Origin of the sequence: Streptomyces sp. NPDC021356 (genome assembly GCF_040641015.1) — a bacterium.
Taxonomy (GTDB): Bacteria; Actinomycetota; Actinomycetes; order Streptomycetales; family Streptomycetaceae; genus Streptomyces.
This window is the reverse complement of the sequence record NZ_JBFACU010000004.1, coordinates 25842-46121: the sequence shown is the minus strand read 5'-3', so window position 1 is coordinate 46121 and position 20280 is coordinate 25842. Positions and strand designations below refer to the sequence as shown.

Here is a 20280-nt window from a genome sequence, read left to right as displayed (position 1 = left end):
CCATGACCAAGACGGCCGAGCGGCGGCCCGCCCAGGCGATCGCGGTCCGCCCGCTACCGGCGCCGCCCCACGCGGGGGAGCGCAGGCGGCGCCGCCTCGTCGAACAGGCCCGCGCCTACGCCTTCCTCCTCGGCGGCCTGATCTGCTTCGCCCTGTTCTCCTGGTACCCGGCGATCCGCGCGGTCGTGATCGCCTTCCAGAAGTACACCCCGGGCCAGGCACCCCAATGGGTCGGCACCGCCAACTTCACCCACGTCCTGCACGACCCCGAGTTCGGCGCCGCCTGGCGCAACACCCTCACCTTCACCGCGCTCGCCCTGCTGATCGGCTTCGCCGTCCCGTTCGTCCTGGCCCTCGTCCTCAACGAACTCAGACACGCCAAAGCCTTCTTCCGCGTCGTCGTCTACCTGCCGGTGATGATCCCGCCCGTGGTCAGCGCCCTGCTGTGGAAGTGGTTCTACGACCCCGGCGCCGGCCTCGCCAACGAGGCGCTGCGCGCCCTGCACCTGCCCACCTCGAACTGGACCAACGGCGCCGACACGGCCCTGGTCTCCCTGGTCCTCGTCGCCACCTGGGCCAACCTGGGCGGCACCGTCCTGATCTACCTGGCCGCCCTGCAGTCCATCCCCGGCGAACTGTACGAGGCCGCCGAACTGGACGGCGCGGGCCTGCTCCAGCGCGTCCGGCACGTGACCGTCCCGCAGACCCGCTTCGTGATCCTGATGCTGATGCTGCTCCAGATCATCGCGACCATGCAGGTCTTCACCGAACCGTTCGTGATCACCGGCGGCGGCCCCGAGAGCGCCACGGTCACCGTCCTCTACCTCATCTACAAGTACGCCTTCCTCTACAACGACTTCGGCGGCGCCTGCGCGCTCAGCGTCATGCTGCTCGTGCTGCTCGCCCTGTTCTCCGCCGGCTACCTGCGGCTGACCCGCTCCGGCTCCGGCCAGGAGGACGCATGAGCAGCACCCGTACCCTCATCTCCCCGGCGACCCTGGCCCGCCCGCGCGGCAAGGCCCTCTACTGGACCGTCTTCACCGGCGTGTTGCTGCTGTTCACGCTCGCCTTCCTCTTCCCCGTCTACTGGATGGTGACCGGCGCCCTGAAGTCGCCGGACGAGGTGACGCGGACGCCGCCCACCCTCGTGCCGACCCACTGGCACCTGAGTGCCTACACCGACGCCTGGGACCTGATGCAGCTGCCGCAGCACCTGTGGAACACCTTCGTCCAGGCGGCCGGCGCCTGGGCCTGCCAGCTGGTGTTCTGCACGGCCGCCGCCTACGCCCTGTCCCGGCTGCGACCTGCCTTCGGGAAGGTGATCCTCGGCGGCATCCTCGCCACCCTCATGGTGCCCGCCCAGGCCCTGGTCGTACCGAAGTACCTAACCGTCGCCGACCTGCCGCTCATCCACACCAGCCTGCTCAACGACCCCCTCGCGATCTGGCTCCCGGCCGCCGCCAACGCCTTCAACCTGTACCTGCTCAAGCGGTTCTTCGACCAGATACCGCGCGACGTGCTGGAGGCCGCCGAGATCGACGGCGCCGGAAAGCTGCGCACCCTGTGGTCCATCGTGCTGCCCATGTCGCGGCCGGTGCTCGGCGTGGTGTCGATCTTCGCGCTCGTCGCGGTCTGGCAGGACTTCCTGTGGCCGCTGATGGTCTTCTCCGACACGGACGAACAGCCCATCAGCGTGGCCCTGGTCCAGCTGTCGCAGAACATCCAGCTGACCGTGCTCGTCGCCGCGATGGTGATCGCCAGCATCCCGATGGTCGCGCTCTTCCTCGTCTTCCAGCGGCACATCATCGCCGGGATCAGCGCGGGCAGCACCAAGGGCTGACACCGCCCGCCCCAGCCTCTCCACCGACCCAGAAAGGCACGCACCGTGGGACAGCCCACCCCTGCCCGAAACGGCCGCGGCGACGACGCCTGGTGGCGCTCCGCCGTGATCTACCAGGTGTACGTCCGCAGCTTCGCCGACGGTGACGGCGACGGCACCGGCGACCTCGCCGGCGTCCGCGCCCGCCTGCCCTACCTCGACGAACTCGGCGTGGACGCCCTGTGGTTCAACCCCTGGTACCTGTCCCCGATGAAGGACGGCGGCTACGACGTCGCCGACTACCGGGCGATCGACCCCGCCTTCGGCACCCTGGCCGAGGCGGAGAAACTCATCGCCGAGGCGCGGGAACTGGGCATCCGCACGATCGTCGACATCGTGCCCAACCACGTCTCCGACCAGCACCCCTGGTTCCGGGCCGCACTGGCCGGCGGTGCCGAGCGCGACCTCTTCCACTTCCGCCCCGGACGCGGCCCGGACGGCGAACTCCCGCCCAACGACTGGACGTCCGAGTTCGGCGGCCCGGCCTGGACCCGGCTGCCCGACGGCGCCTGGTACCTCCACCTGTTCGCGCCCGAACAGCCCGACCTCAACTGGGCGCACCCGGCCGTGCGCCAGGAACACGAGGACATCCTGCGGTTCTGGTTCGAGCGGGGCGTCGCGGGCGTCCGCATCGACTCCGCCGCCCTGCCCGCGAAGGACCCCCGCCTGCCCGACCTCGCCGCGGGCCGCGACCCGCACCCGTACGTCGACCGCGACGAACTCCACGACATCTACCGCTCCTGGCGCCGCGTGGCCGACGAGTACGACGGCGTCTTCGTGGGCGAGGTGTGGCTCCCGGACAGCGAGCGCTTCGCGCGCTACCTGCGCCCCGACGAACTGCACAGCGCCTTCAACTTCTCCTTCATGTCCTGCCCCTGGGACGCCGCCCGGCTGCGCAGGTCCATCGACGAGACCCTGGCCGAGCACGCACCCGTGGGCGCCCCCGCCACCTGGGTGCTGTGCAACCACGACATCACCCGCACCGTCACCCGCTACGGCCGCGCCGACACCGGCTTCGACTTCGCCGCCAAGGCCTTCGGCACCCCCACCGACCTGGCCCTGGGCACCCGGCGCGCCCGCGCGGCGGCCCTGCTCTCGCTGGCCCTGCCCGGCGCCGTCTACGTCTACCAGGGCGAGGAGCTGGGACTGCCCGAGGCGGACATCCCCCTGGACCGCATCGAGGACCCGATGCACTTCCGCTCCGGCGGCACCGACCCGGGCCGCGACGGCTGCCGCGTCCCGCTGCCCTGGTCGGCGAACGCGCCCCACGCCGGGTTCGGGACCGAGGCCGGCCGGGAACCGTGGCTGCCGCAGCCGGCCGGCTGGGCGGCCCACGCCGTCGACCTCCAGCAGGGCGACCCCGCCTCCATGCTGGCCCTGTACCGGGAGGCGATCCGGCTGCGCCCGGTCTTCGGCGACGCCACCCTGACCTGGCTGGACGCCCCCGACGGCGTCCTCGCCTTCACCCGCGCCGAGGGGGTGACCTGCGTGGTCAACCTCTCCGCCGCCCCCGCCGACCTCCCCGCCCACACCCGACTCCTGCTGGCCAGCGGCCCCCTGGACGAGGCCGGCCGCCTCCCGCAGGACACGGCTGTCTGGCTGCGCGCCTGAGCCCGCGCAGCACCGGGGCCCCACGTCCGCAGCACGCGCCGTAGAGCCCCGGCCGCCGATCCGCACAGCGCTATCCCCGTACCCCCACCACGAAGGGATCAGCCCATGCACGGCACCAGCACGCCCAGAACCGCCCGCCGCCTGCCGGCCGTCGCGACCACCGTCGCCCTCGCCGCCGGCATGCTCGTCACCCTCGGTGCGCCCGCGGCCCACGCCGCCGCCGGCGCCACCCTGCCCTTCACCTCCGTCGAGGCCGAGTCCGCCACCACCACCGGCACGAAGATCGGCCCCGACTACACGCAGGGCACCCTCGCCTCCGAGGCGTCGGGCCGCCAGGCCGTCCGGCTCGCGGCGGGACAGCGCGTGGAGTTCACCGCACCGCGCGCCGCCAACGCCCTGAACGTCGCCTACAACGTGCCCGACGGCCAGTCCGGCACCCTGAACGTCTACGTCAACGGCACCAGGCTCGCGAAGACCCTCACCGTCACCTCCAAGTACTCCTACGTCGACACCGGCTGGATCGCCAGGAGCAAGACCCACCACTTCTTCGACAACGCCCGCCTGCTGCTCGGGCAGAGCGTCCAGGCGGGTGACAAGATCGCGCTGGAGGCGGCGAACGTCCAGGTCACCGTGGACGTCGCCGACTTCGAACAGGTGGCCGCGCCGGCCGGCCAGCCCGCCGGATCGGTCTCCGTCGTATCCAAGGGCGCCGACCCCACGGGGCAGGGCGACTCCACCCAGGCCTTCCGCGACGCCGTGAGCGCCGCGCAGGGCGGGGTGGTGTGGATCCCGCCGGGCGACTACCGGCTGACGTCCTCGCTCGGCGGCGTGCAGAACGTCACCCTCCAGGGCGCGGGCAGCTGGTACTCCGTCGTGCACAGCTCCAGCTTCATCAACCAGTCGAGCTCCACGGGCAAGGTCCACCTCAAGGACTTCGCGGTCATCGGCGAGGTCACCGAACGCAACGACGGCAGCCCCGACAACTTCGTCAACGGCTCGCTCGGACCGGACTCCACCGTCTCCGGCATGTGGATCCAGCACCTCAAGTGCGGCCTGTGGCTGACCGGGAACAACGACAACCTCGTCGTCGAGGACAACCGCATCCTGGACACCACCGCCGACGGCCTCAACCTCAACGGCAACGCCAGGGGCGTGCGGGTCCGCGACAACTTCCTGCGCGACCAGGGCGACGACGCCCTCGCCATGTGGTCCCTGTACGCCCCCGACACGAACAGCAGCTTCGAGAACAACACCATCTCGCAGCCCAATCTCGCCAACGGCATCGCGATCTACGGCGGCACCGACATCACCGTCCGCGACAACCTGGTCTCCGACACCAACGCCCTCGGCAGCGGCATCGCGATCTCCAACCAGAAGTTCATGGACCCCTTCAACCCGCTGGCCGGCACGATCACGGTCGCGGGGAACACCCTGGTGCGGGCGGGCGCCATGAACCCGAACTGGAACCACCCCATGGGCGCGCTGCGCGTCGACTCCTACGACAGCGCGATCAACGCGACCGTGAACATCACCGGCACCACCATCACCGACAGCCCCTACAGCGCCTTCGAGTTCGTCTCCGGCGGCGGCCACGGGTACCCGGTGAAGAACGTCACCGTGGACGGCGCCACGGTGCGCAACACCGGCACGGTCGTCGTCCAGGCCGAGGCCCAGGGCGCGGCGGCCTTCCGCGGCGTCACCGCGACCGGCGTGGGCTCGGCCGGTGTCTACAACTGCCCGTACCCGTCGGGCTCGGGCAGCTTCGCGCTCACCGACGGCGGCGGCAACTCCGGCTGGACCAGCACGTGGGAGGACTGCTCCACCTGGCCGCAGCCCGGCCAGGGCAACCCCGACCCCGACCCGAACCGCAACCTCGCCAAGGGCCGCCCGGCCACCGCCACCGGCTCCCAGGACGTCTACACGCCCGGCAAGGCGGTCGACGGCGATGCGAACAGCTACTGGGAGTCCACCAACAACGCCTTCCCGCAGTCCCTCACCGTCGACCTCGGATCGAGTCAGGCCGTGCGCCGGCTGGTGCTGAAGCTCCCGCCGTCGGCGGCCTGGGGCGCCCGGTCCCAGACCATCGCGGTCCTGGGCAGCACCGACGGCACGAACTACACGACCGTGGTGGGCGCCCAGGGCTACCGCTTCGACCCGGCGACGGGCAACAGCGTCACCGTCGCCCTGCCGAGCGGGACGAGCCTGCGCAGTCTGCGGCTGACGGTCTCCGCCAACACGGGCTGGCCGGCGGGCCAGTTCAGCGAAGTGGAGGCCTACGCGACCCCCTGAGCCGTCGTCCTCGCACCACGGCGCCGCCATCCGCTGCGGGCGCCGGCCGGCGGGCCCCCGCCGCCGACCACAGGGCCGGCGGCGGGGGCGGGGGACAGGGGGCGGGAAGCACGGTTCCGGCAACGGCATGGCCGGGGGTGCGCCCGGCAACGGGCACCGGGCGCACCCCCGGCGCGACCTGACGGCTCGCTCGAAGCGATCCATGTCCGTACCCCCGACTTTCACCTGGGTGTCACCGCACCCTTCCCTCACGTTCGGTCCTCTTGGAACACTCGCTGCGCGCAGCACCCGCCCGTTCCGGCCGTCCGTGCACGAGGATGAGAGGACCCCCATGCCGTCACCCACCCCCGAGGTCAACCGGCGCCGCTTCCTTCAGATCGCGGGCGCGACCACGGCGTTCGCCGCGCTGTCCGGCAGCATCCAGCGCGCCGCGGCGCTGCCCGCCAACCACCGCACCCGCTCCGTCGAGGACGTCGAGCACATCGTCGTCCTCATGCAGGAGAACCGGTCCTTCGACCACTACTTCGGCACCCTGCGGGGCGTCCGCGGCTTCGGCGACCCGCGCCCGGTGACGCTGCCGAACGGCAAGCCGGTGTGGCACCAGACGAACGGCGCGGGCAAGGAGATCCTGCCGTTCCGCCCCGACGCCGACGACCTGGGCCTGGCCTTCGTCCAGGACCTCCCGCACGGCTGGAACGACGGGCACACCGCCTTCGACCGGGGCCGCTACGACAAGTGGGTGCCGTCCAAGGGCAGTACGACGATGGCGTACCTGACCCGCAAGGACATCCCCTTCCACTACGCCCTCGCCGACGCGTTCACCGTCTGCGACGCCTACCACTGCTCGCTCATCGGCTCCACCGACCCCAACCGCTACTACATGTGGACGGGCCACACCGGCAACGACGGCAAGGGCGGCGGCCCGGTCCTCGGCAACGAGGAGGCGGGCTACAGCTGGACGACGTACCCCGAGCGTCTGGAGAAGGCGGGCGTGTCCTGGAAGATCTACCAGGACGTGGGCGACGGCCTCGACGCCGCCGGCGGCTGGGGCTGGATCAACGACGCCTACCGGGGCAACTACGGCGACAACTCCCTGCTGTACTTCAACCAGTACCGCGGCGCCGCACCGGGCGACCCGCTGTACGACAAGGCGCGCACCGGGACCGACGCCGGCCGGGGCGAGGGCTTCTTCGACCGGCTGAAGGCCGACGTCAAGGGCGGGAAGCTGCCGCAGATCTCCTGGATCGTCGCCCCCGAGGCCTTCACCGAGCACCCCAACTGGCCCGCGAACTACGGCGCCTGGTACGTCTCCCAGGTCATCGACGCGCTGACGAGCGACCCCGCGGTGTGGGCGAAGACCGCCCTGTTCCTCACCTACGACGAGAACGACGGCTTCTTCGACCACCTCGTCCCGCCGTTCCCGCCGGACTCCGCCGACCAGGGCCTGTCCACGGTCGACGCCGGACTCGACCTGTTCAGGGGTGACGCCGGACACGCCGCCGGACCCTACGGGCTCGGCCAGCGCGTGCCGATGATCGTCGTCTCGCCGTGGAGCAAGGGCGGCTTCGTCTGCTCCGAGACGTTCGACCACACCTCGATCATCCGGTTCATGGAGCACCGCTTCGGGGTGCACGAGCCGAACATCTCGCCCTGGCGGCGGGCGGTCTGCGGCGACCTGACCGCCGCGTTCGACTTCTCCCGCACGGACACCCGGCCCCTCTCCCTGCCGGACACCGCCGGGTACGCCCCGCCGGACCACGCCCGCCACCCCGACTACGTGCCGACCCCGCCGGCCCAGGGCTCCCTGCCCCGCCAGGAGCCCGGCACGCGGCCCACCCGCCCGCTCAAGTACGCGCCCATGGTGGACGGTTCGGCGGACGTGGCCGCCGGGAAGTTCACCCTCACCTTCGCCTCGGGCGCGCAGGCCGGGGCCGCCTTCCTCATCACCTCGGGCAGTCGCTCCGACGGCCCCTGGACCTACACCACCGAGGCCGGCAAGACCGTCTCCGACACCTGGAACTCCGTGTACTCCGGCGGCAAGTACGACCTGACCGTGTACGGCCCCAACGGCTTCCTGCGCGCCTTCAAGGGCCCCGGGAAGACGGCCGGCCCCGAGGTGACCGCACGGCCGGCCGGCGACGACATCGAGCTGACCTTCACCAACAAGGGGTCGGGAGCGGTGGACCTGACGGTGGCGAACGGCTACGGCGGCGACCGCACGACGGTGCGGGTCCGGCCGGGTGCGACGGTGCGTCGCACCGTCGCACTGGCGGCGAGCGGACGCTGGTACGACCTCACCGTCACGTCCGGCGCGGATCCGTCCTTCCTGCGGCGGTTCGCCGGACATGTCGAGAACGGCCTTCCCGGTGTGAGCGATCCCGCGCTCGCGACCGGCTGACCTGCCAACAGACAGCGGTTGCTTTCCGGCCGGCTCGCGGTAGTGTGCCCCGGTGACCACGCATTCGAACACACCTGCAGGCTGGTACCCGGACCCCCACGGGGCGGCGCAGACGCTGCGCTACTGGGACGGCGCGCAGTGGACCGAGCACACGCACGCCGCCCAGCAGGCCCCCGCGGTCCAGCAGGCGGCGCCGCAGGTGCCGGCCCAGCCGGCCGGTCCGGACGCGCGCGTGCAGCGGCAGGTGCAGCAGCAGGCCGGCGTCGCCCCCGGCGGCGGCGTCGGCGGCGGCACCCTGTTCAGCGAGCCGGTCCTCGTGGTGAACCAGAAGGCCAAGCTGATCGAGCTGACCAACGAGTACAAGGTCTTCGACCAGAACGGCAACCAGATCGGCGCCGTCACGGAGGTCGGGCAGAGCGCGCTGCGCAAGGCCGTCCGCTTCGTCTCCAGCATCGACCAGTTCATGACCCACCGGCTGGAGATCCGTGACGGCTACGGGCAGCCGCTGCTCGTCCTCACCCGCCCCGCGAAGTTCCTCAAGTCGCGGGTGATCGTCTCCCGGCCCGACGGCTCGCAGGTCGGCGAGATCGTCCAGCAGAACGTCCTCGGAAAGATCAACTTCGCGATGAACGCGAACGGGCAGCAGGTCGGCGCGATCAAGGCGGAGAACTGGCGCGCCTGGAACTTCGCGATCGTCGACCACGCCGACAACGAGGTGGCCCGGATCACCAAGACGTGGGAGGGACTGGCCAAGACGATGTTCACGACGGCCGACAACTACGTCCTGCAGATCCACTACCAGCTGCCCGAGCCGCTGCTGAGCCTCGTGGTGGCGACGGCGCTGACCGTCGACACGGCGCTCAAGCAGGACGCGCGCGGCTGGGGCTGACACCCGCCGGCCGACCGGCCGGCGGGGCCTCAGTGCGCCGTGAGGTGCTCCGGGCCGGGCGGCCGGGGCCGGGGCAGCAGCAGCGGTTCGGGGGAGGCCGTCCCCGGCTCGAGGGCCAGCACGGCGGCAACCGGGTGCGCCTCGGCGCCGCCGTCCTGCGCGGTCACGGGCGCGGGCTCGCTCCCGGGCGCGGGGGCCGGCGCCGGCGTCGGCGCGTCCTGCCCGGGACGCGGGGCGGCCCGCGACAGTTCGACCACGCCCCAGGCGGCGAGCGCCGCTCCCGCGAGCGCGAGCAGGACCCCCCGTACGCCGCCCTGCAGTCCCTGGCCCAGCAGGGTCAGGCCGATCACCGCGGCGGCCACCGGGTTCGTCAGCGTCACCACCGCCAGCGGCGCGCCGAGACCGCCCCGGTACGCGGTCTGCGAGAGCAGCAGTCCGCCCGTCGCGAACGCCGCGACCAGCAGCGCCACGACGATCACACGCGCGCTCAGCAGCGGTCCGGTGTGGTCCGTGGCGGCCACGGTCACGGTCTGGGTGAGCGCTGACGCCACTCCGGAGGCGACACCGGACGCGGTCGCGTGCCGCAGCCCGGGCCGCGCCCCGGGCCGTGACAGCGCTCCTATGAGGACGGCCGTGGCACCCGCGACCGCCAGTGCCTCGGCGGGGCTCAGCACCTGCTCCGGCGCGGGCCCGGACGCGGCCAGGAGCAGCGCGCCGAGCCCCAGCAGGGTGCACGCGGTGCCCCGCCACTCGGCGGCGACGACCCCTCGCCCCGCCAGGCGTGCACCCATGGGCACGGCGGCCACCAGCGTGAGCGCGCCGAGCGGCTGGACCACGGTCAGCGGCCCGTACTTGAGCGCCACCACGTGCAGCAGCGCCGCGGACCCGTTCAGGGCCACGGACCACCACCAGCCTCCGCGCCGCAGCAGCCCGAGCGCGCCGGCGCCCGCCGACCGCGCGGCGAGCCGCTCCTGGGCGACGGCGGCGCCCGCGTAGGCGACGGCGGAGAAGAGCGAGAGGACCACGGCGAGCAGGGCGGCGCTCATCGGACCGCTCCGACGAGCGTGCTGCTCTCCCCGGCCTCCCCGGCCTCTCCGGCGACTGCGGCCTCTCCGGCGACTGCGGTCTTTCCTGCGTCTTCGGCCTCCTCGGCCGGTGCGGGCCGCTGCCGGCCCAGGGTGACGGCGACCGAGCGGCCGTGCGGCAGCGGGAGCGCCGCGAGGACGATGCCGAGCAGCGCCGTCGCCACGATCGCGTCGAGCCAGTAGTGGTTGGCCGTGCCCACGATGACCAGCAGGGTCAGCAGCGGGTGCAGCAGCCACAGCCAGCGCAGGCGGGAACGGGTGGCGACGACCAGTCCGATCGCCACCATCAGCGCCCAGCCGAAGTGCAGGGAGGGCATGGCCGCGAACTGGTTGGACAAGTGGTCCGTCCTGGGCGGTCCGTACACCGAGGGCCCGTACACGCGGGCGGTGTCGATCAGGCCGGTGGCGGCGAGCATCCGCGGCGGGGCGAGCGGGAACGTCAGGTGCAGCACCAGGGCGGCCGCGGTCAGCGCGGCGAGCGCGCGGCGGGTCCAGACGTAGTGCGCCGGGCGGCGCAGGTAGAGCCAGACGAGCAGGCCCACGGTGGCCGGGAAGTGCACGGTGGCGTAGTAGGTGTTCGCGATGCGGACCAGGGCGTCGCCGTGCAGCAGCAGGGACTGCACCGCGCCCTCGCCGGGCAGGTGGAGCGCCCGCTCCAGGTTCCACACGTGGTGGGCGTTGCGGAAGGCCTCGCCGGTGTGGTCGGCGGCCAGCTGGCGGCCCACCTTGTAGACGAGGAACAGCCCCGCGACGAGCAGCAGCTCGCGCACGAGCGCGGGCCGTGCGGGCCTCGAGGGCTCCGCCGCGGCGGCCTCGTTTCGGGATTTCATGCCCCGGCCCCTTCGCGTGCGTGGGTGCGTGTGTGACGTGTGTGACTGGTGTGACGTGGTGCGTGCCGGCCCGGTACGGGAGCGGTGCCCGCCCCGGCAGCATCGATACGACATCGTACCGATACGTCAGTGTACCGATACGGTCGAGTACCGGTACACTGGCGTATCGGTTGAGGTCTCTCACATTCGGCACGAGACACACTGGAGAGCGGCTGGAGCCGCACTCGAACCACGAGCGACAGCGAGGAGAAGAGCGATGACGTCGCAGGCCGCGGACGGACCGGACACGGTTGTCGCCTCGCGCCGCTCCAAGATCACGCCCGAGCGTGAGCAGGAGTTCTTCGACGCTGTCCTCGAACAGATCCGCGAGTGCGGCTACGACGCCGTCACCATGGAGGGCGTCGCCGCCAGCACCCGCTGCAGCAAGTCCACGCTCTACCGGCAGTGGAGGAACAAGCCGCAGTTCGTGGTGGCCGCCCTGCGCTCGAACCGGCGCACGCGCTTCGGCGGCATCGACACCGGCTCGCTCGCCGAGGACCTCAGGCAGGCCGCGCGGGCCGCGGGGGAGTGGTCCGGCAAGGACACCCGGCTCCTTCAGGCGCTAGGCCACGCGATCATGCAGGACCCCGAGCTGAAGCAGGCGCTGCGCGAGACCCTCGTGGAGCCGGAGATCGCCGCGCTGCGGGAGATCCTGCGGCGCGGGGTCGAGCGCGGGGAGGTCGCCGCCGACAACCCGGCGGTGGCGTACGTGCCCGCGCAGATGTTCGGTGTCCTGCGCATCCGCCCCGTGCTGGAAGGGACGTACGCGGACGCGGACTACATGGTCCGGTTCGTGGAGGCCGCCGTGCTGCCCGCGCTCGGCCTCACCGCGAGACTCAGGCCGCCGTCCACGGGATGACTGGACGGTGACCTGCGCGCCGCACCGTGGGGACGGGGGCGGCGCACTCCCGGCCGGGCCGGGCCCCTCTGGAGCGGAGAGGGACCCGGCCCGGCCGACATCGGTGCCGGTGCGTCAGACGTCCTGTCCGCTGCCGCCGCCCGAGGAGACCTTGATCCCCTTGGTGATGTCGTCGAGCAGCGACTGCGGCTGGTCGGCGTCCACGCCGAACCGCACCACGACCAGCCGCCCGGGGCGCGCCGGGGACGGGAAGGCCAGCGACTCGACCAGCCCGTCGGACCCCTTGCTGGTGACCGCCTTCCAGCGGACCAGGTAGCCCTTCTGGCCGGCCACCGTCACCGCCTTGGAGGCGAGCACCTGGTGCGAGGTGATCGCCCCGTAGGTCTTGCCGCCGTAGGACTCCTCGGCGTTGGCCGCGATGTCGGCCTTGGCGACCTCCTCGGCGGTGCTGCCCCGGGTGCCCAGCACCATCGCGGGCGCCGAGTACGCGCCGCCCTTGGTGCAGGACTTCGAGGTGTCGCCGGGGCACTTGTAGCTGTCGTCGGAGGTGATCTGGGCGCCCACGCCGAGCTGCTGGCCGTACCAGCCGGCCGGGACGGGCAGGCTGATGCCGCTGGCCGCGTCGGGCACCGAACCGCTGCGGACCTTGGGCGCCTCCGAACCGCCGCCGGAACCTCCGGAGCCGCCGGACCCGCCGGAACCTCCGGAGCCGCCGGACCCGCCGGAGCCCCCCGAGCCGTCGGACCCGCCGTCCCCGCCCGGCCCGCCGAACGGCCCGCGCCCGCCGCCGGAACCCTCACGGTCCCCGGGGCCGCTCTGCCCGCCCCGGCCCTGCTGGGAACCGGCACGGTCCGCCCGCCCGCCGTCGTCCTTGCTCAGCGCGTACACGCCGACGCCGATGCTCGCCAGCACCGCCGCGGTCACCGCGACGGCGATGCCCGTGCGCAGCCCGCGGCGCGAGCGGGCGGGCGGCTGCCCCGGGTATCCCGGATGCACCGGATGGCCCGGGAAGCCGGCGGGTATCGCGTGGTGGGGATCGCCCTGCGGGCCCGGGTGGGCCGCCGGGGCGGGAGGCTGCGCCGGCGGGGCGGGGGGCTGCGCCGGCGGGGCGGGGGGCTGCGCCGGCGGACCCCATACGGCGGCCGACCCGGCGGGGCGGGTCCGCTCCGTCCATGCCTTGCCGTCCCACCAGCGCTCGGTGGCGGGACCGTCACTTGTCTGCCCCGGGTCGGGGTACCACCCGGGAGGAGTCACCTGCGTCATGCCCCCACCGTATGAGGCGTCCGTGAAAGCGGTATGAGAGGGCCCGGCTCCGCGACCGCGGTCGCGCGGGCGCACAGGTGATGACATGTCGGTTTTCCCCCGTGAGGTGCGGGAGCGCCGCGTCGCCCGCCCGCCCCGCACGTCACCCGTCACGGGAACAGCTGCCCCGTCCGGCCTCCGTTCGGACGGCCCGGCCGCTAGGCTCGGGATCCGTACGTCGTTCGGGCGACTGGGGAGGTAGCGGGATGACGGAGGTACGGCCGGATGCGGCCGCCTCGGCCTCCCTGTGGGAGCGCGACGAGGAAGTCACCACCATCCTGCGCGCGGTCGACGCCCTGTGCGCCGACCGCACGTCCCGCGGCGGACTGCTGCTCCTCCAGGGCGAGGCCGGCCTCGGCAAGACCGCCCTGCTGGCCGAGACCCGCCGCATCGCCGAGGCACGCGGCTGCGCGGTGTGGTCGGCGCGCGGTGGCGAGATCCTCAGGGCCGTCCCGTTCAACGTGGTCCGCCAACTCCTGCAGCCCGCGCTGCTGTCGCTGATGCCCGAGGAGGCCCGCGAGTACCTCGGCCAGTGGTACGGCATCGCGGGCCCCGCCCTCGGCATCGCGGAACCCGGCGACGGCCAGGCCGACCCGCGCAGCGTGTGCGAAGGCCTGGTCGACGCCGTGAGCCGGCTCGCCGGACGCGACTGGCCGCTGGTGCTGACGATCGACGACGCCCACTGGGCCGACGAGGAGAGCCTGCGCTGGCTCGCCGCCTTCGCCGAACGCCTCGACGAAGCGCCCGTCCTGCTCGTGGTCACCCGCAGGCCGGGCGAGGTCGGCGGGGACGGCGCCCGGCTGCTGGAGACGGTCGCCGCCGCCGCGGGCGTGCGCACCCTCAGCTCCCTGTCCCCGGACGCCACCGCCGCCCTCACCCGCACCTCCCTCGGTCCGCACGCCGACGCCCCGTTCTGCCGCGAGGTGTGGGCGGTCACCGGCGGCAACCCCTACGAGACCGTCGAACTCCTCGCCAAGGTGCGCGACAGCGAACTCGAACCCGTCGAGGCGCACGCCGGCGAACTGCGCGACCTGAACCGCTCAGCCCGCGGCGGCGGCCTCGTCGCCCGCCTGGAAGAACTCGGCATCGACGCCACCCGGTTCGCCTGGGCCGCCGCCATCCTGGGCACCGGCATCTCCGTCGACCTCGTCGCCCGGCTCGCGACCATGGGCCGCGAGGACGCGGTGCGCTGCGCCGAACTGCTGCGCGGCGCCCGCATCCTCACCGAGCCCGACCCGGCGAGTGCGCGGGGCGGCGACAGCGACCTGGAGTTCGTGCACCCGCTCATCGCCACCGCCGTCTACCACTCCATCCCGGACGCCCTGCGCACCGCCATGCACGGCATCGCCGCCCAGGTCGTCGCCGACTCCGGCCTCGGTGCCGCGGCCGCCTCCCGGCACCTGCTCCAGGTCCACCCGGACGACGACGAGGAACTCGTCGACCAGCTGCGGCAGGCCGCCCGCGAACACCTCGCCGTCGGCGCCCCCGAGGCCGCCCGCCGCTGCCTGGAGCGGGCGCTGCTGGAGCCGCCCACCCCCGACGTGCACGCGCGCGTGCTCTACGAACTGGGCTGCGCCACGCTGCTCACCGCCCCCGCCACCACCATCGAGCACCTCCAGACGGCACTGGGCATGCCCGGCCTGGACGGCCCGGTCCGCGTGGACGCCGTCTGGCGGCTGTCCCAGGCCCTGCTGCACAACAACCAGCTGGAGGAGGCCGTCCGCACGGTCGAGGCCGAGGCCGCCCGCCACGAACCGGGCCCCGTCCGGCTGCGGCTGCACGCCGTCCAGTACATGTGGGAGGGCCTGCACACCGGCGAGACCATCACCCCCGACCGCTCCGAACGGCTCGCCGAACTCGCCGCGGGCTGCACCGGACGCGACAACTCCGAACGGGCCCTGCTGATCCTGCGCGGCTTCGACGCCATGGCACGCGGCGAGAACGCCGAGGAGGTCGCCGAACTGTGCGACCGCGCCCTCGTCAACGGCCGGCTCGCACCGGGCCTCGGCTGGACCGACACCGAGTGGGGCATCGAACTGCTGCTGATGCTCGCCAGCGCCTACGCCTACAGCGACCGCCTGGACCGCGCCGAAACCCTCTACAACGAAGCACTGCGCGCCTACGAGAGCGCCCACTGGAACGGCGGCCACCTCGCCCTCGCCCACGCCTACGTCGGCCTGGGCCACCGCAGGCGCGGCCGGCTGCGCGAGGCGGAGGCGGCGCTGCGCGAGTCGCTGCGCATCGCCGAACGGGTCGGCCGCGGACTGCCCCTGTACTGGACCGCCACCTGCAACCTCGTCGACACCCTGCTCGCCCGCGGCCACGTCGCGGAGGCCTGGGAGATCGCCGAGCGGTACGGTTTCGCCCCGCCCTACCCGGCCACCATCGTGATCCCCGACCCGCGCAGCGTCCGCGGCCGGCTGCTGCTCGCCGCCGGCCGCACGAAGGAGGGCGTGGCCGAACTGGAGGCCGCCGAGAAGGCGGCGGCCGTCCGCGGCCACCACAACCCGGTCATGGTGCCCTGGGCGGCCGACCTGGCCCGCGCCCTCGCCGCCGAGGAACCGGCCCGCGCCGCACGGCTCGCAGCCGACGTCCGCCGCCAGGCCGAGCGGTTCGGCACCGACACCGCCATAGGAGAGGCCCTGCGCTGCGCCGCCGCGCTGGAGACCGGCCAGCGCGCGGTCCGCCTGGCCGCCCAGGCCGCCACCTACCTCGAAGCCTCCCCCTGCCAGTACGAACACGCCGCCGCCCGCGTCGAGTACGGCATCGCCTCCCGGTCCGTCGCCGAGCTGAAGCGGGGCCTGGCGCTGGCGCGTTCGTGCGGCGCGGACGGCCTGGCGGCCCGGGCCCGTGACGTCCTGGAGTCGGGCGCCGGGCTGCGGTAGCGCCGCGCGCGGCCCGGCGCCCCGGACCGGGCGCCCGCCTGGTGGGGTGCTGCGGCCCGCCAGGCGGGATGCCGCCGCCGGGGGTGCGACCGGCCGGGTCACCCCTCGCCGGGCTCCTCGGCCAGCACCCGCTGCGCCACCGCGAACGCCGAGTTCGCCGCCGGCACGCCGCAGTACACGGCACTCTGGAGCAGCACCGCGCCGATCTCCTGCGGCGTCGGCCCGCCTCGCCGGGCGGCCCGCACGCGCATGGCCAGCTCGTCGTAGTGCCCGTGCGCGACCAGCGCCGTCATGGTGACCATGCTGCGCTCGCGGCGGGTGAGCGTCGGATCGGTCCAGATCTCGCCCCACGCGTAACGGGAGACGAAGTCCTGGAACCGGGCCGTGAACGGGGTCTGCCGGGCCTGCGCCCGGTCCACGTGCGCGTCGCCCAGCACCTCGCGCCGCACCCCCATGCCGCGCCGGGCCGGGCCGTCCAGGTGGGCGCGCAGCGCGGTCAGGACGGCCTGCGGGCACTGCGCCGGCGCCAGGTGCGAGGCGCCCGGGATCTCCACCAAGGCCGCATCGGGCACCGCGTCCGCGAGCTCCCGCAGGTGCGCGGGCGGTGTCGCCGGGTCCCGGGGTCGCGGACGCGGCCGAAGGCCTGCGCAACCCGGTGGAACCGGCCGCCGCGCGCCCCTGACCCCCAGGGCACCCCCGAGGGGGCCCGCCGAACCCGCCGCCCGGCCGGTTCGCCGGTGCCCGCCCGGGTACCCGGGCGTCGGCCAAGGCACGCGGCGTGACGGAAGGGGCGCGACACGATGAAGGCAGTGACCTGGCAGGGCAAGCGCGACGTCCGGGTGGAGGACGTGCCCGACCCGAAGATCCAGGAGCCGACGGACGCGGTCATCCGGATCACGTCCACCGGACTGTGCGGCTCCGACCTGCACCTGTACGAGGTGCTCACCCCGTTCATGACCCCCGGCGACATCCTCGGCCACGAACCGATGGGCATCGTCGAGGAGGTCGGCCCCGAGGTGACGAACCTGAAGCCCGGGGACCGGGTGGTCGTCCCGTTCCAGATCTCCTGCGGGCACTGCTTCATGTGCTCCGCGGGCCTGCAGACCCAGTGCGAGACCACCCAGGTCACCAGCGAGCACATGGGCGCCGCCCTGTTCGGCTACACCCGCCTGTACGGTGCGGTCCCGGGCGCCCAGGCCGAGTACCTGCGGGTGCCGCAGGCCCAGTACGGACCGATCAAGGTGCCCGAGGGGCCCGCCGACGACCGCTTCGTCTACCTCTCCGACGTGCTGCCCACCGCATGGCAGGCGGTCGCCTACGCCGACGTCCCGCGCGGCGGCACCGTCGCCGTGCTCGGCCTCGGCCCGATCGGCGACATGGCCTGCCGGATCGCCCTGGCACGCGGGGCCGGACGGGTGTTCGGCGTGGACCTGGTCCCCGAACGGCTGGCCCGGGCCGAGCGGCGCGGCGTGGAGACGTACGACCTGCGCGTCTTCGACAACGAGAAGGAACTGGTCGCCGCGATCCACGACCGCACCGACGGACGCGGCCCCGACGCGGTGATCGACGCGGTCGGCACCGAGGCGCACGGCAGCCATGTCGCCCGGCTCGTCCAGCAGACCGCCGCGATGATGCCGCGCGCCCTGAGCGGACCGCTCGCGGAACGCTTCAGCGTGGACCGGCTCACCGCCCTCCACACCGCCATCGACCTGGTCCGCCGCGGCGGCACCATCTCCCTGTCGGGCGTCTACGGCGGCTCGGCCGACCCGCTGCCCCTGCTCACCATGTTCGACAAGCAGCTCCAGATCCGCATGGGCCAGGCCAACGTCCGCCGCTGGACCGACGACGTCCTGCCCTACCTCACCGACGAGGACCCGCTCGGCGTCGACGACTTCGCCACCCACCGGGTCCCGCTGACCGAGGCGCCGCACGCCTACGAGATGTTCCAGCGCAAGCAGGACGGCGCGGTCAAGGTGCTGATGACGCCCTGAGCGGCTTCGGCGCTCACGGCGCCGAGCCCAGGATCTCGCCGAGGTCGTAGCGGACGGGTTCCTCCAACTGGGCGTACGTGCAGCTGCGCGGGGTGCGGTCCGGGCGCCAGCGGCGAAAGCGCGCCGTGTGCCGGAACCGTGCCCCGTTCTCCATGTGGTCGTACGCCACCTCCGCCACCCGCTCCGGCCGCAGCGGCACCCAGGACAGGTCCTTCTTGCCCGACCAGCGGCTCGGCGCCCCCGGCAGCCGGGCCGACTCGTGGGCCGCCTCCTTCGACCACGCGGCCCAGGGGTGCCCGGCCGCGTCGTCCATCCGCAGCGGCGCCAGCTCCTCGATCAGCTCCGCGCGCCGCTTCATCGGGAAGGCCGCCGACACCCCGACGTGCTGGAGGGTGCCCCGGTCGTCGTAGAGGCCCAGCAGCAGCGAGCCGACGACGGGACCGCTCTTGTGGTGGCGGTAGCCGGCGACCACCACGTCCGCCGTCCGCTCGTGCTTGATCTTGAACATGGCCCGCTCGTCCTGGAGGTAGCGCAGCCCCGGCGGCTTGGCGATCACCCCGTCCAGGCCCGCCCCCTCGTACTGCTCGAACCACCGCCGCGCCACCTCGATGTCCGTCGTCGAGGGCGCCACGTGCACCGGCGCCGACACCCCCTCCAGCGCCCTCACCAGCAGGGCCCGCCGGTCCTCCAGCGGCACGTCGAGCAGCGCCTCGCCGTCCAGCGCGAGCAGGTCGAACGCCACGAACGAGGCCGGCGTCCGCTCGGCGAGCGTCCGCACCCGCGAGTCCGCCGGATGGATCCGCTCGGTCAGCGCGTCGAAGTCCAGCCGTCCCTCCCGGGCGATGACGATCTCGCCGTCCAGCACGCACCGGCCCGGCAACCGCTCCTTGAGCGCCGCCACCAGCTCGGGGAAGTACCTGGTCAGCGGCTTGCCCGTGCGGCTGCCCAGCTCCACCTCGTCCCCGTCGCGGAACACGATCGCCCGGAACCCGTCCCACTTCGCCTCGTACTGCATGCCGGGCGGGATCCTCGCCACCGACTTGGCGAGCATCGGCTTCACGGGCGGCATCACGGGCAGGTCCATGCAAGCGATTCTGCGCGCGGAGGGCACCTTCCGCCCGGTGTGCGAGGCCCGCGGGGTACGCCTACCGTGGCTCGCATGGGCGAAGCGGTGGAACTGGACGTGGCCGGCCGGACCGTCAGGCTGTCCAGCCCGGACAAGGTCTTCTTCCCGGAGCACGGGTACACCAAGCTGGACGTCGCCCGCTACTACCAGGCGGTCGCCCCCGGCATCCTGCGCGCCCTGCGCGAGCGGCCCACCACCCTGGAGCGCTACCCGGACGGCATCGACGGCGAGTGGTTCTACCAGAAGCGGGCGCCCAAGGGCATGCCCGACTGGATCCCGACCGCCCACATCACCTTCCCCAGCGGCCGCAGCGCCGACGAGATGTGCCCCACCGAGCAGGCGGCCGTGGTCTGGGCGGCCCAGTACGGCACCCTCACCTTCCACCCCTGGCCGGTGCGGCGGGACGACGTCGAACACCCCGACGAACTGCGCATCGACCTCGACCCGCAGCCCGGCACCGACTACGCCGACGCCGTCCGCGCCGCCGGTGAACTGCGCGCCGTCCTGGCGGAGTTCGGCGACCTGCGCGGCTGGCCCAAGACCTCCGGCGGGCGCGGCCTGCACGTCTTCGTGCCCATCGAGCCCCGCTGGACCTTCACCCAGGTGCGGCGGGCCGCCATCGCGGTCGGCCGCGAGCTGGAGCGCCGGATGCCGGAGCAGGTCACCATCAAGTGGTGGAAGGAGGAACGCGGCGCCCGCATCTTCGTCGACTACAACCAGACCGCCCGCGACCGCACCATCGCCTCCGCCTACTCCGTACGCCCCCGCCCGCACGCCCCCGTCTCGGCGCCGCTGCGCTGGGAGGAGGTCGGCCCCGCCCACCCGCGGGACTTCGACATCACGACCATGCCCGCCCGGTTCGCCGAGGCCGGCGACGTCCACGCCGACATGGACGACCACGCCTACTGCCTGGACGCGCTGCTGGAACTGGCCGCCCGGGACGAACGCGACCACGGCCTCGGCGACCTGCCCTACCCGCCCGAGTACCCGAAGATGCCGGGCGAGCCGAAGCGGGTGCAGCCGAGCCGGGCCAAGGCGCGCAAGGAGGGCCCGGCCGTCGGCTGACCACCCGACGGCCGGGCCCCGTGGCCCGTTGA

The 20280-nt window shown here is 73.4% G+C and carries 14 protein-coding genes and 1 pseudogene; 10 read left to right on the top strand and 5 right to left on the bottom strand.

Annotated elements, in window-relative coordinates; genetic code table 11:
- Nucleotides 1-2 precede the first annotated feature (2 nt).
- The 6 genes from AB0G56_RS06075 to AB0G56_RS06050 all read left to right on the top strand — a co-directional run bounded on the left by AB0G56_RS06075 (nucleotide 3) and on the right by AB0G56_RS06050 (nucleotide 9066).
- On the top strand, nucleotides 3-965 hold the full coding sequence (locus AB0G56_RS06075) for a sugar ABC transporter permease (protein ID WP_360964367.1): 963 nt from the start codon (nucleotides 3-5) through the stop codon (nucleotides 963-965).
- Nucleotides 962-1840, top strand: coding sequence for a carbohydrate ABC transporter permease (locus AB0G56_RS06070; protein ID WP_360964364.1), 879 nt, complete (start codon nucleotides 962-964; stop codon nucleotides 1838-1840). The genes AB0G56_RS06075 and AB0G56_RS06070 overlap by 4 nt, the downstream gene beginning before the upstream one ends.
- Nucleotides 1841-1885: 45 nt before the next feature.
- Nucleotides 1886-3490 carry a glycoside hydrolase family 13 protein gene (locus AB0G56_RS06065; RefSeq protein ID WP_360964361.1) on the top strand — a complete coding sequence of 535 codons (1605 nt, stop codon included), beginning with the start codon at nucleotides 1886-1888 and terminating at the stop codon, nucleotides 3488-3490.
- A gap of 105 nt (nucleotides 3491-3595) precedes the next feature.
- Nucleotides 3596-5779 carry a discoidin domain-containing protein gene (locus AB0G56_RS06060; protein WP_360964359.1) on the top strand — a complete coding sequence of 728 codons (2184 nt, stop codon included), beginning with the start codon at nucleotides 3596-3598 and terminating at the stop codon, nucleotides 5777-5779.
- A gap of 331 nt (nucleotides 5780-6110) precedes the next feature.
- Complete coding sequence (locus tag AB0G56_RS06055; protein WP_360964356.1) at nucleotides 6111-8177, top strand: phosphocholine-specific phospholipase C; 2067 nt, start codon at nucleotides 6111-6113, stop codon at nucleotides 8175-8177.
- A 52-nt stretch (nucleotides 8178-8229) separates the two neighbouring features.
- Nucleotides 8230-9066: a phospholipid scramblase-related protein gene (locus AB0G56_RS06050; protein ID WP_360964353.1), complete on the top strand. Its 837-nt coding sequence runs from the start codon at nucleotides 8230-8232 to the stop codon at nucleotides 9064-9066.
- 29 nt (nucleotides 9067-9095) lie between these two features.
- Here AB0G56_RS06050 and AB0G56_RS06045 read toward each other — a convergent pair whose 3' ends face one another.
- Both AB0G56_RS06045 and AB0G56_RS06040 read right to left on the bottom strand, forming a co-directional pair.
- On the bottom strand, nucleotides 9096-10112 hold the full coding sequence (locus tag AB0G56_RS06045) for a hypothetical protein (RefSeq protein ID WP_360964350.1): 1017 nt from the start codon (nucleotides 10110-10112) through the stop codon (nucleotides 9096-9098).
- Entirely contained in the window at nucleotides 10109-10981 is an 873-nt protein-coding gene (locus tag AB0G56_RS06040) for a phosphatase PAP2 family protein (protein ID WP_360964348.1), read from the bottom strand. The genes AB0G56_RS06045 and AB0G56_RS06040 overlap by 4 nt, the downstream gene beginning before the upstream one ends.
- 256 nt (nucleotides 10982-11237) lie before the next feature.
- Between AB0G56_RS06040 and AB0G56_RS06035 the strand changes: the two genes are divergently transcribed.
- Complete coding sequence (locus AB0G56_RS06035) at nucleotides 11238-11879, top strand: TetR/AcrR family transcriptional regulator (RefSeq protein WP_360964345.1); 642 nt, start codon at nucleotides 11238-11240, stop codon at nucleotides 11877-11879.
- A gap of 114 nt (nucleotides 11880-11993) precedes the next feature.
- Here AB0G56_RS06035 and AB0G56_RS06030 read toward each other — a convergent pair whose 3' ends face one another.
- Nucleotides 11994-13142 carry a DUF2510 domain-containing protein gene (locus AB0G56_RS06030; protein ID WP_360964342.1) on the bottom strand — a complete coding sequence of 383 codons (1149 nt, stop codon included), beginning with the start codon at nucleotides 13140-13142 and terminating at the stop codon, nucleotides 11994-11996.
- 245 nt (nucleotides 13143-13387) lie between these two features.
- Here AB0G56_RS06030 and AB0G56_RS06025 point away from each other — a divergent pair, with 245 nt between their 5' ends.
- On the top strand, nucleotides 13388-16066 hold the full coding sequence (locus AB0G56_RS06025) for an AAA family ATPase (RefSeq protein ID WP_360964339.1): 2679 nt from the start codon (nucleotides 13388-13390) through the stop codon (nucleotides 16064-16066).
- Between the two features lie 98 nt (nucleotides 16067-16164).
- On the opposite strand, the pseudogene AB0G56_RS06020 reads toward AB0G56_RS06025, so the two are convergent.
- A pseudogene (locus AB0G56_RS06020) lies at nucleotides 16165-16686 on the bottom strand (carboxymuconolactone decarboxylase family protein); the annotation flags it as partial.
- 180 nt (nucleotides 16687-16866) lie between these two features.
- Between AB0G56_RS06020 and AB0G56_RS06015 the strand changes: the two are divergent.
- Nucleotides 16867-18057 (top strand): zinc-dependent alcohol dehydrogenase, encoded by a 1191-nt coding sequence (locus AB0G56_RS06015; RefSeq protein WP_360964336.1) that lies wholly within the window; start codon nucleotides 16867-16869, stop codon nucleotides 18055-18057.
- A 13-nt stretch (nucleotides 18058-18070) separates the two neighbouring features.
- On the opposite strand, the gene AB0G56_RS06010 is transcribed toward AB0G56_RS06015, so the two are convergent.
- On the bottom strand, nucleotides 18071-19141 hold the full coding sequence (locus AB0G56_RS06010; RefSeq protein WP_360964333.1) for an ATP-dependent DNA ligase: 1071 nt from the start codon (nucleotides 19139-19141) through the stop codon (nucleotides 18071-18073).
- 75 nt (nucleotides 19142-19216) lie between these two features.
- Here AB0G56_RS06010 and ligD point away from each other — a divergent pair, with 75 nt between their 5' ends.
- A complete protein-coding gene (gene ligD / locus AB0G56_RS06005; protein ID WP_360964330.1) occupies nucleotides 19217-20248 on the top strand; it encodes a non-homologous end-joining DNA ligase in 1032 nt (343 codons plus the stop codon).
- The last annotated feature ends 32 nt before the right edge of the window (nucleotides 20249-20280 follow it).

Coding starts and splice junctions, on each gene's coding strand:
- ligD (WP_360964330.1), top strand. CDS start 19,217: ATGGGCGAAGCGGTGGAACTGGACGTGGCCGGCCGGACCGTCAGGCTG.
- AB0G56_RS06010 (WP_360964333.1), bottom strand. CDS start 19,141: ATGGACCTGCCCGTGATGCCGCCCGTGAAGCCGATGCTCGCCAAGTCG.
- AB0G56_RS06035 (WP_360964345.1), top strand. CDS start 11,238: ATGACGTCGCAGGCCGCGGACGGACCGGACACGGTTGTCGCCTCGCGC.
- AB0G56_RS06060 (WP_360964359.1), top strand. CDS start 3,596: ATGCACGGCACCAGCACGCCCAGAACCGCCCGCCGCCTGCCGGCCGTC.
- AB0G56_RS06045 (WP_360964350.1), bottom strand. CDS start 10,112: ATGAGCGCCGCCCTGCTCGCCGTGGTCCTCTCGCTCTTCTCCGCCGTC.
- AB0G56_RS06070 (WP_360964364.1), top strand. CDS start 962: ATGAGCAGCACCCGTACCCTCATCTCCCCGGCGACCCTGGCCCGCCCG.
- AB0G56_RS06075 (WP_360964367.1), top strand. CDS start 3: ATGACCAAGACGGCCGAGCGGCGGCCCGCCCAGGCGATCGCGGTCCGC.
- AB0G56_RS06040 (WP_360964348.1), bottom strand. CDS start 10,981: ATGAAATCCCGAAACGAGGCCGCCGCGGCGGAGCCCTCGAGGCCCGCA.
- AB0G56_RS06025 (WP_360964339.1), top strand. CDS start 13,388: ATGACGGAGGTACGGCCGGATGCGGCCGCCTCGGCCTCCCTGTGGGAG.
- AB0G56_RS06055 (WP_360964356.1), top strand. CDS start 6,111: ATGCCGTCACCCACCCCCGAGGTCAACCGGCGCCGCTTCCTTCAGATC.
- AB0G56_RS06030 (WP_360964342.1), bottom strand. CDS start 13,142: ATGACGCAGGTGACTCCTCCCGGGTGGTACCCCGACCCGGGGCAGACA.
- AB0G56_RS06015 (WP_360964336.1), top strand. CDS start 16,867: ATGAAGGCAGTGACCTGGCAGGGCAAGCGCGACGTCCGGGTGGAGGAC.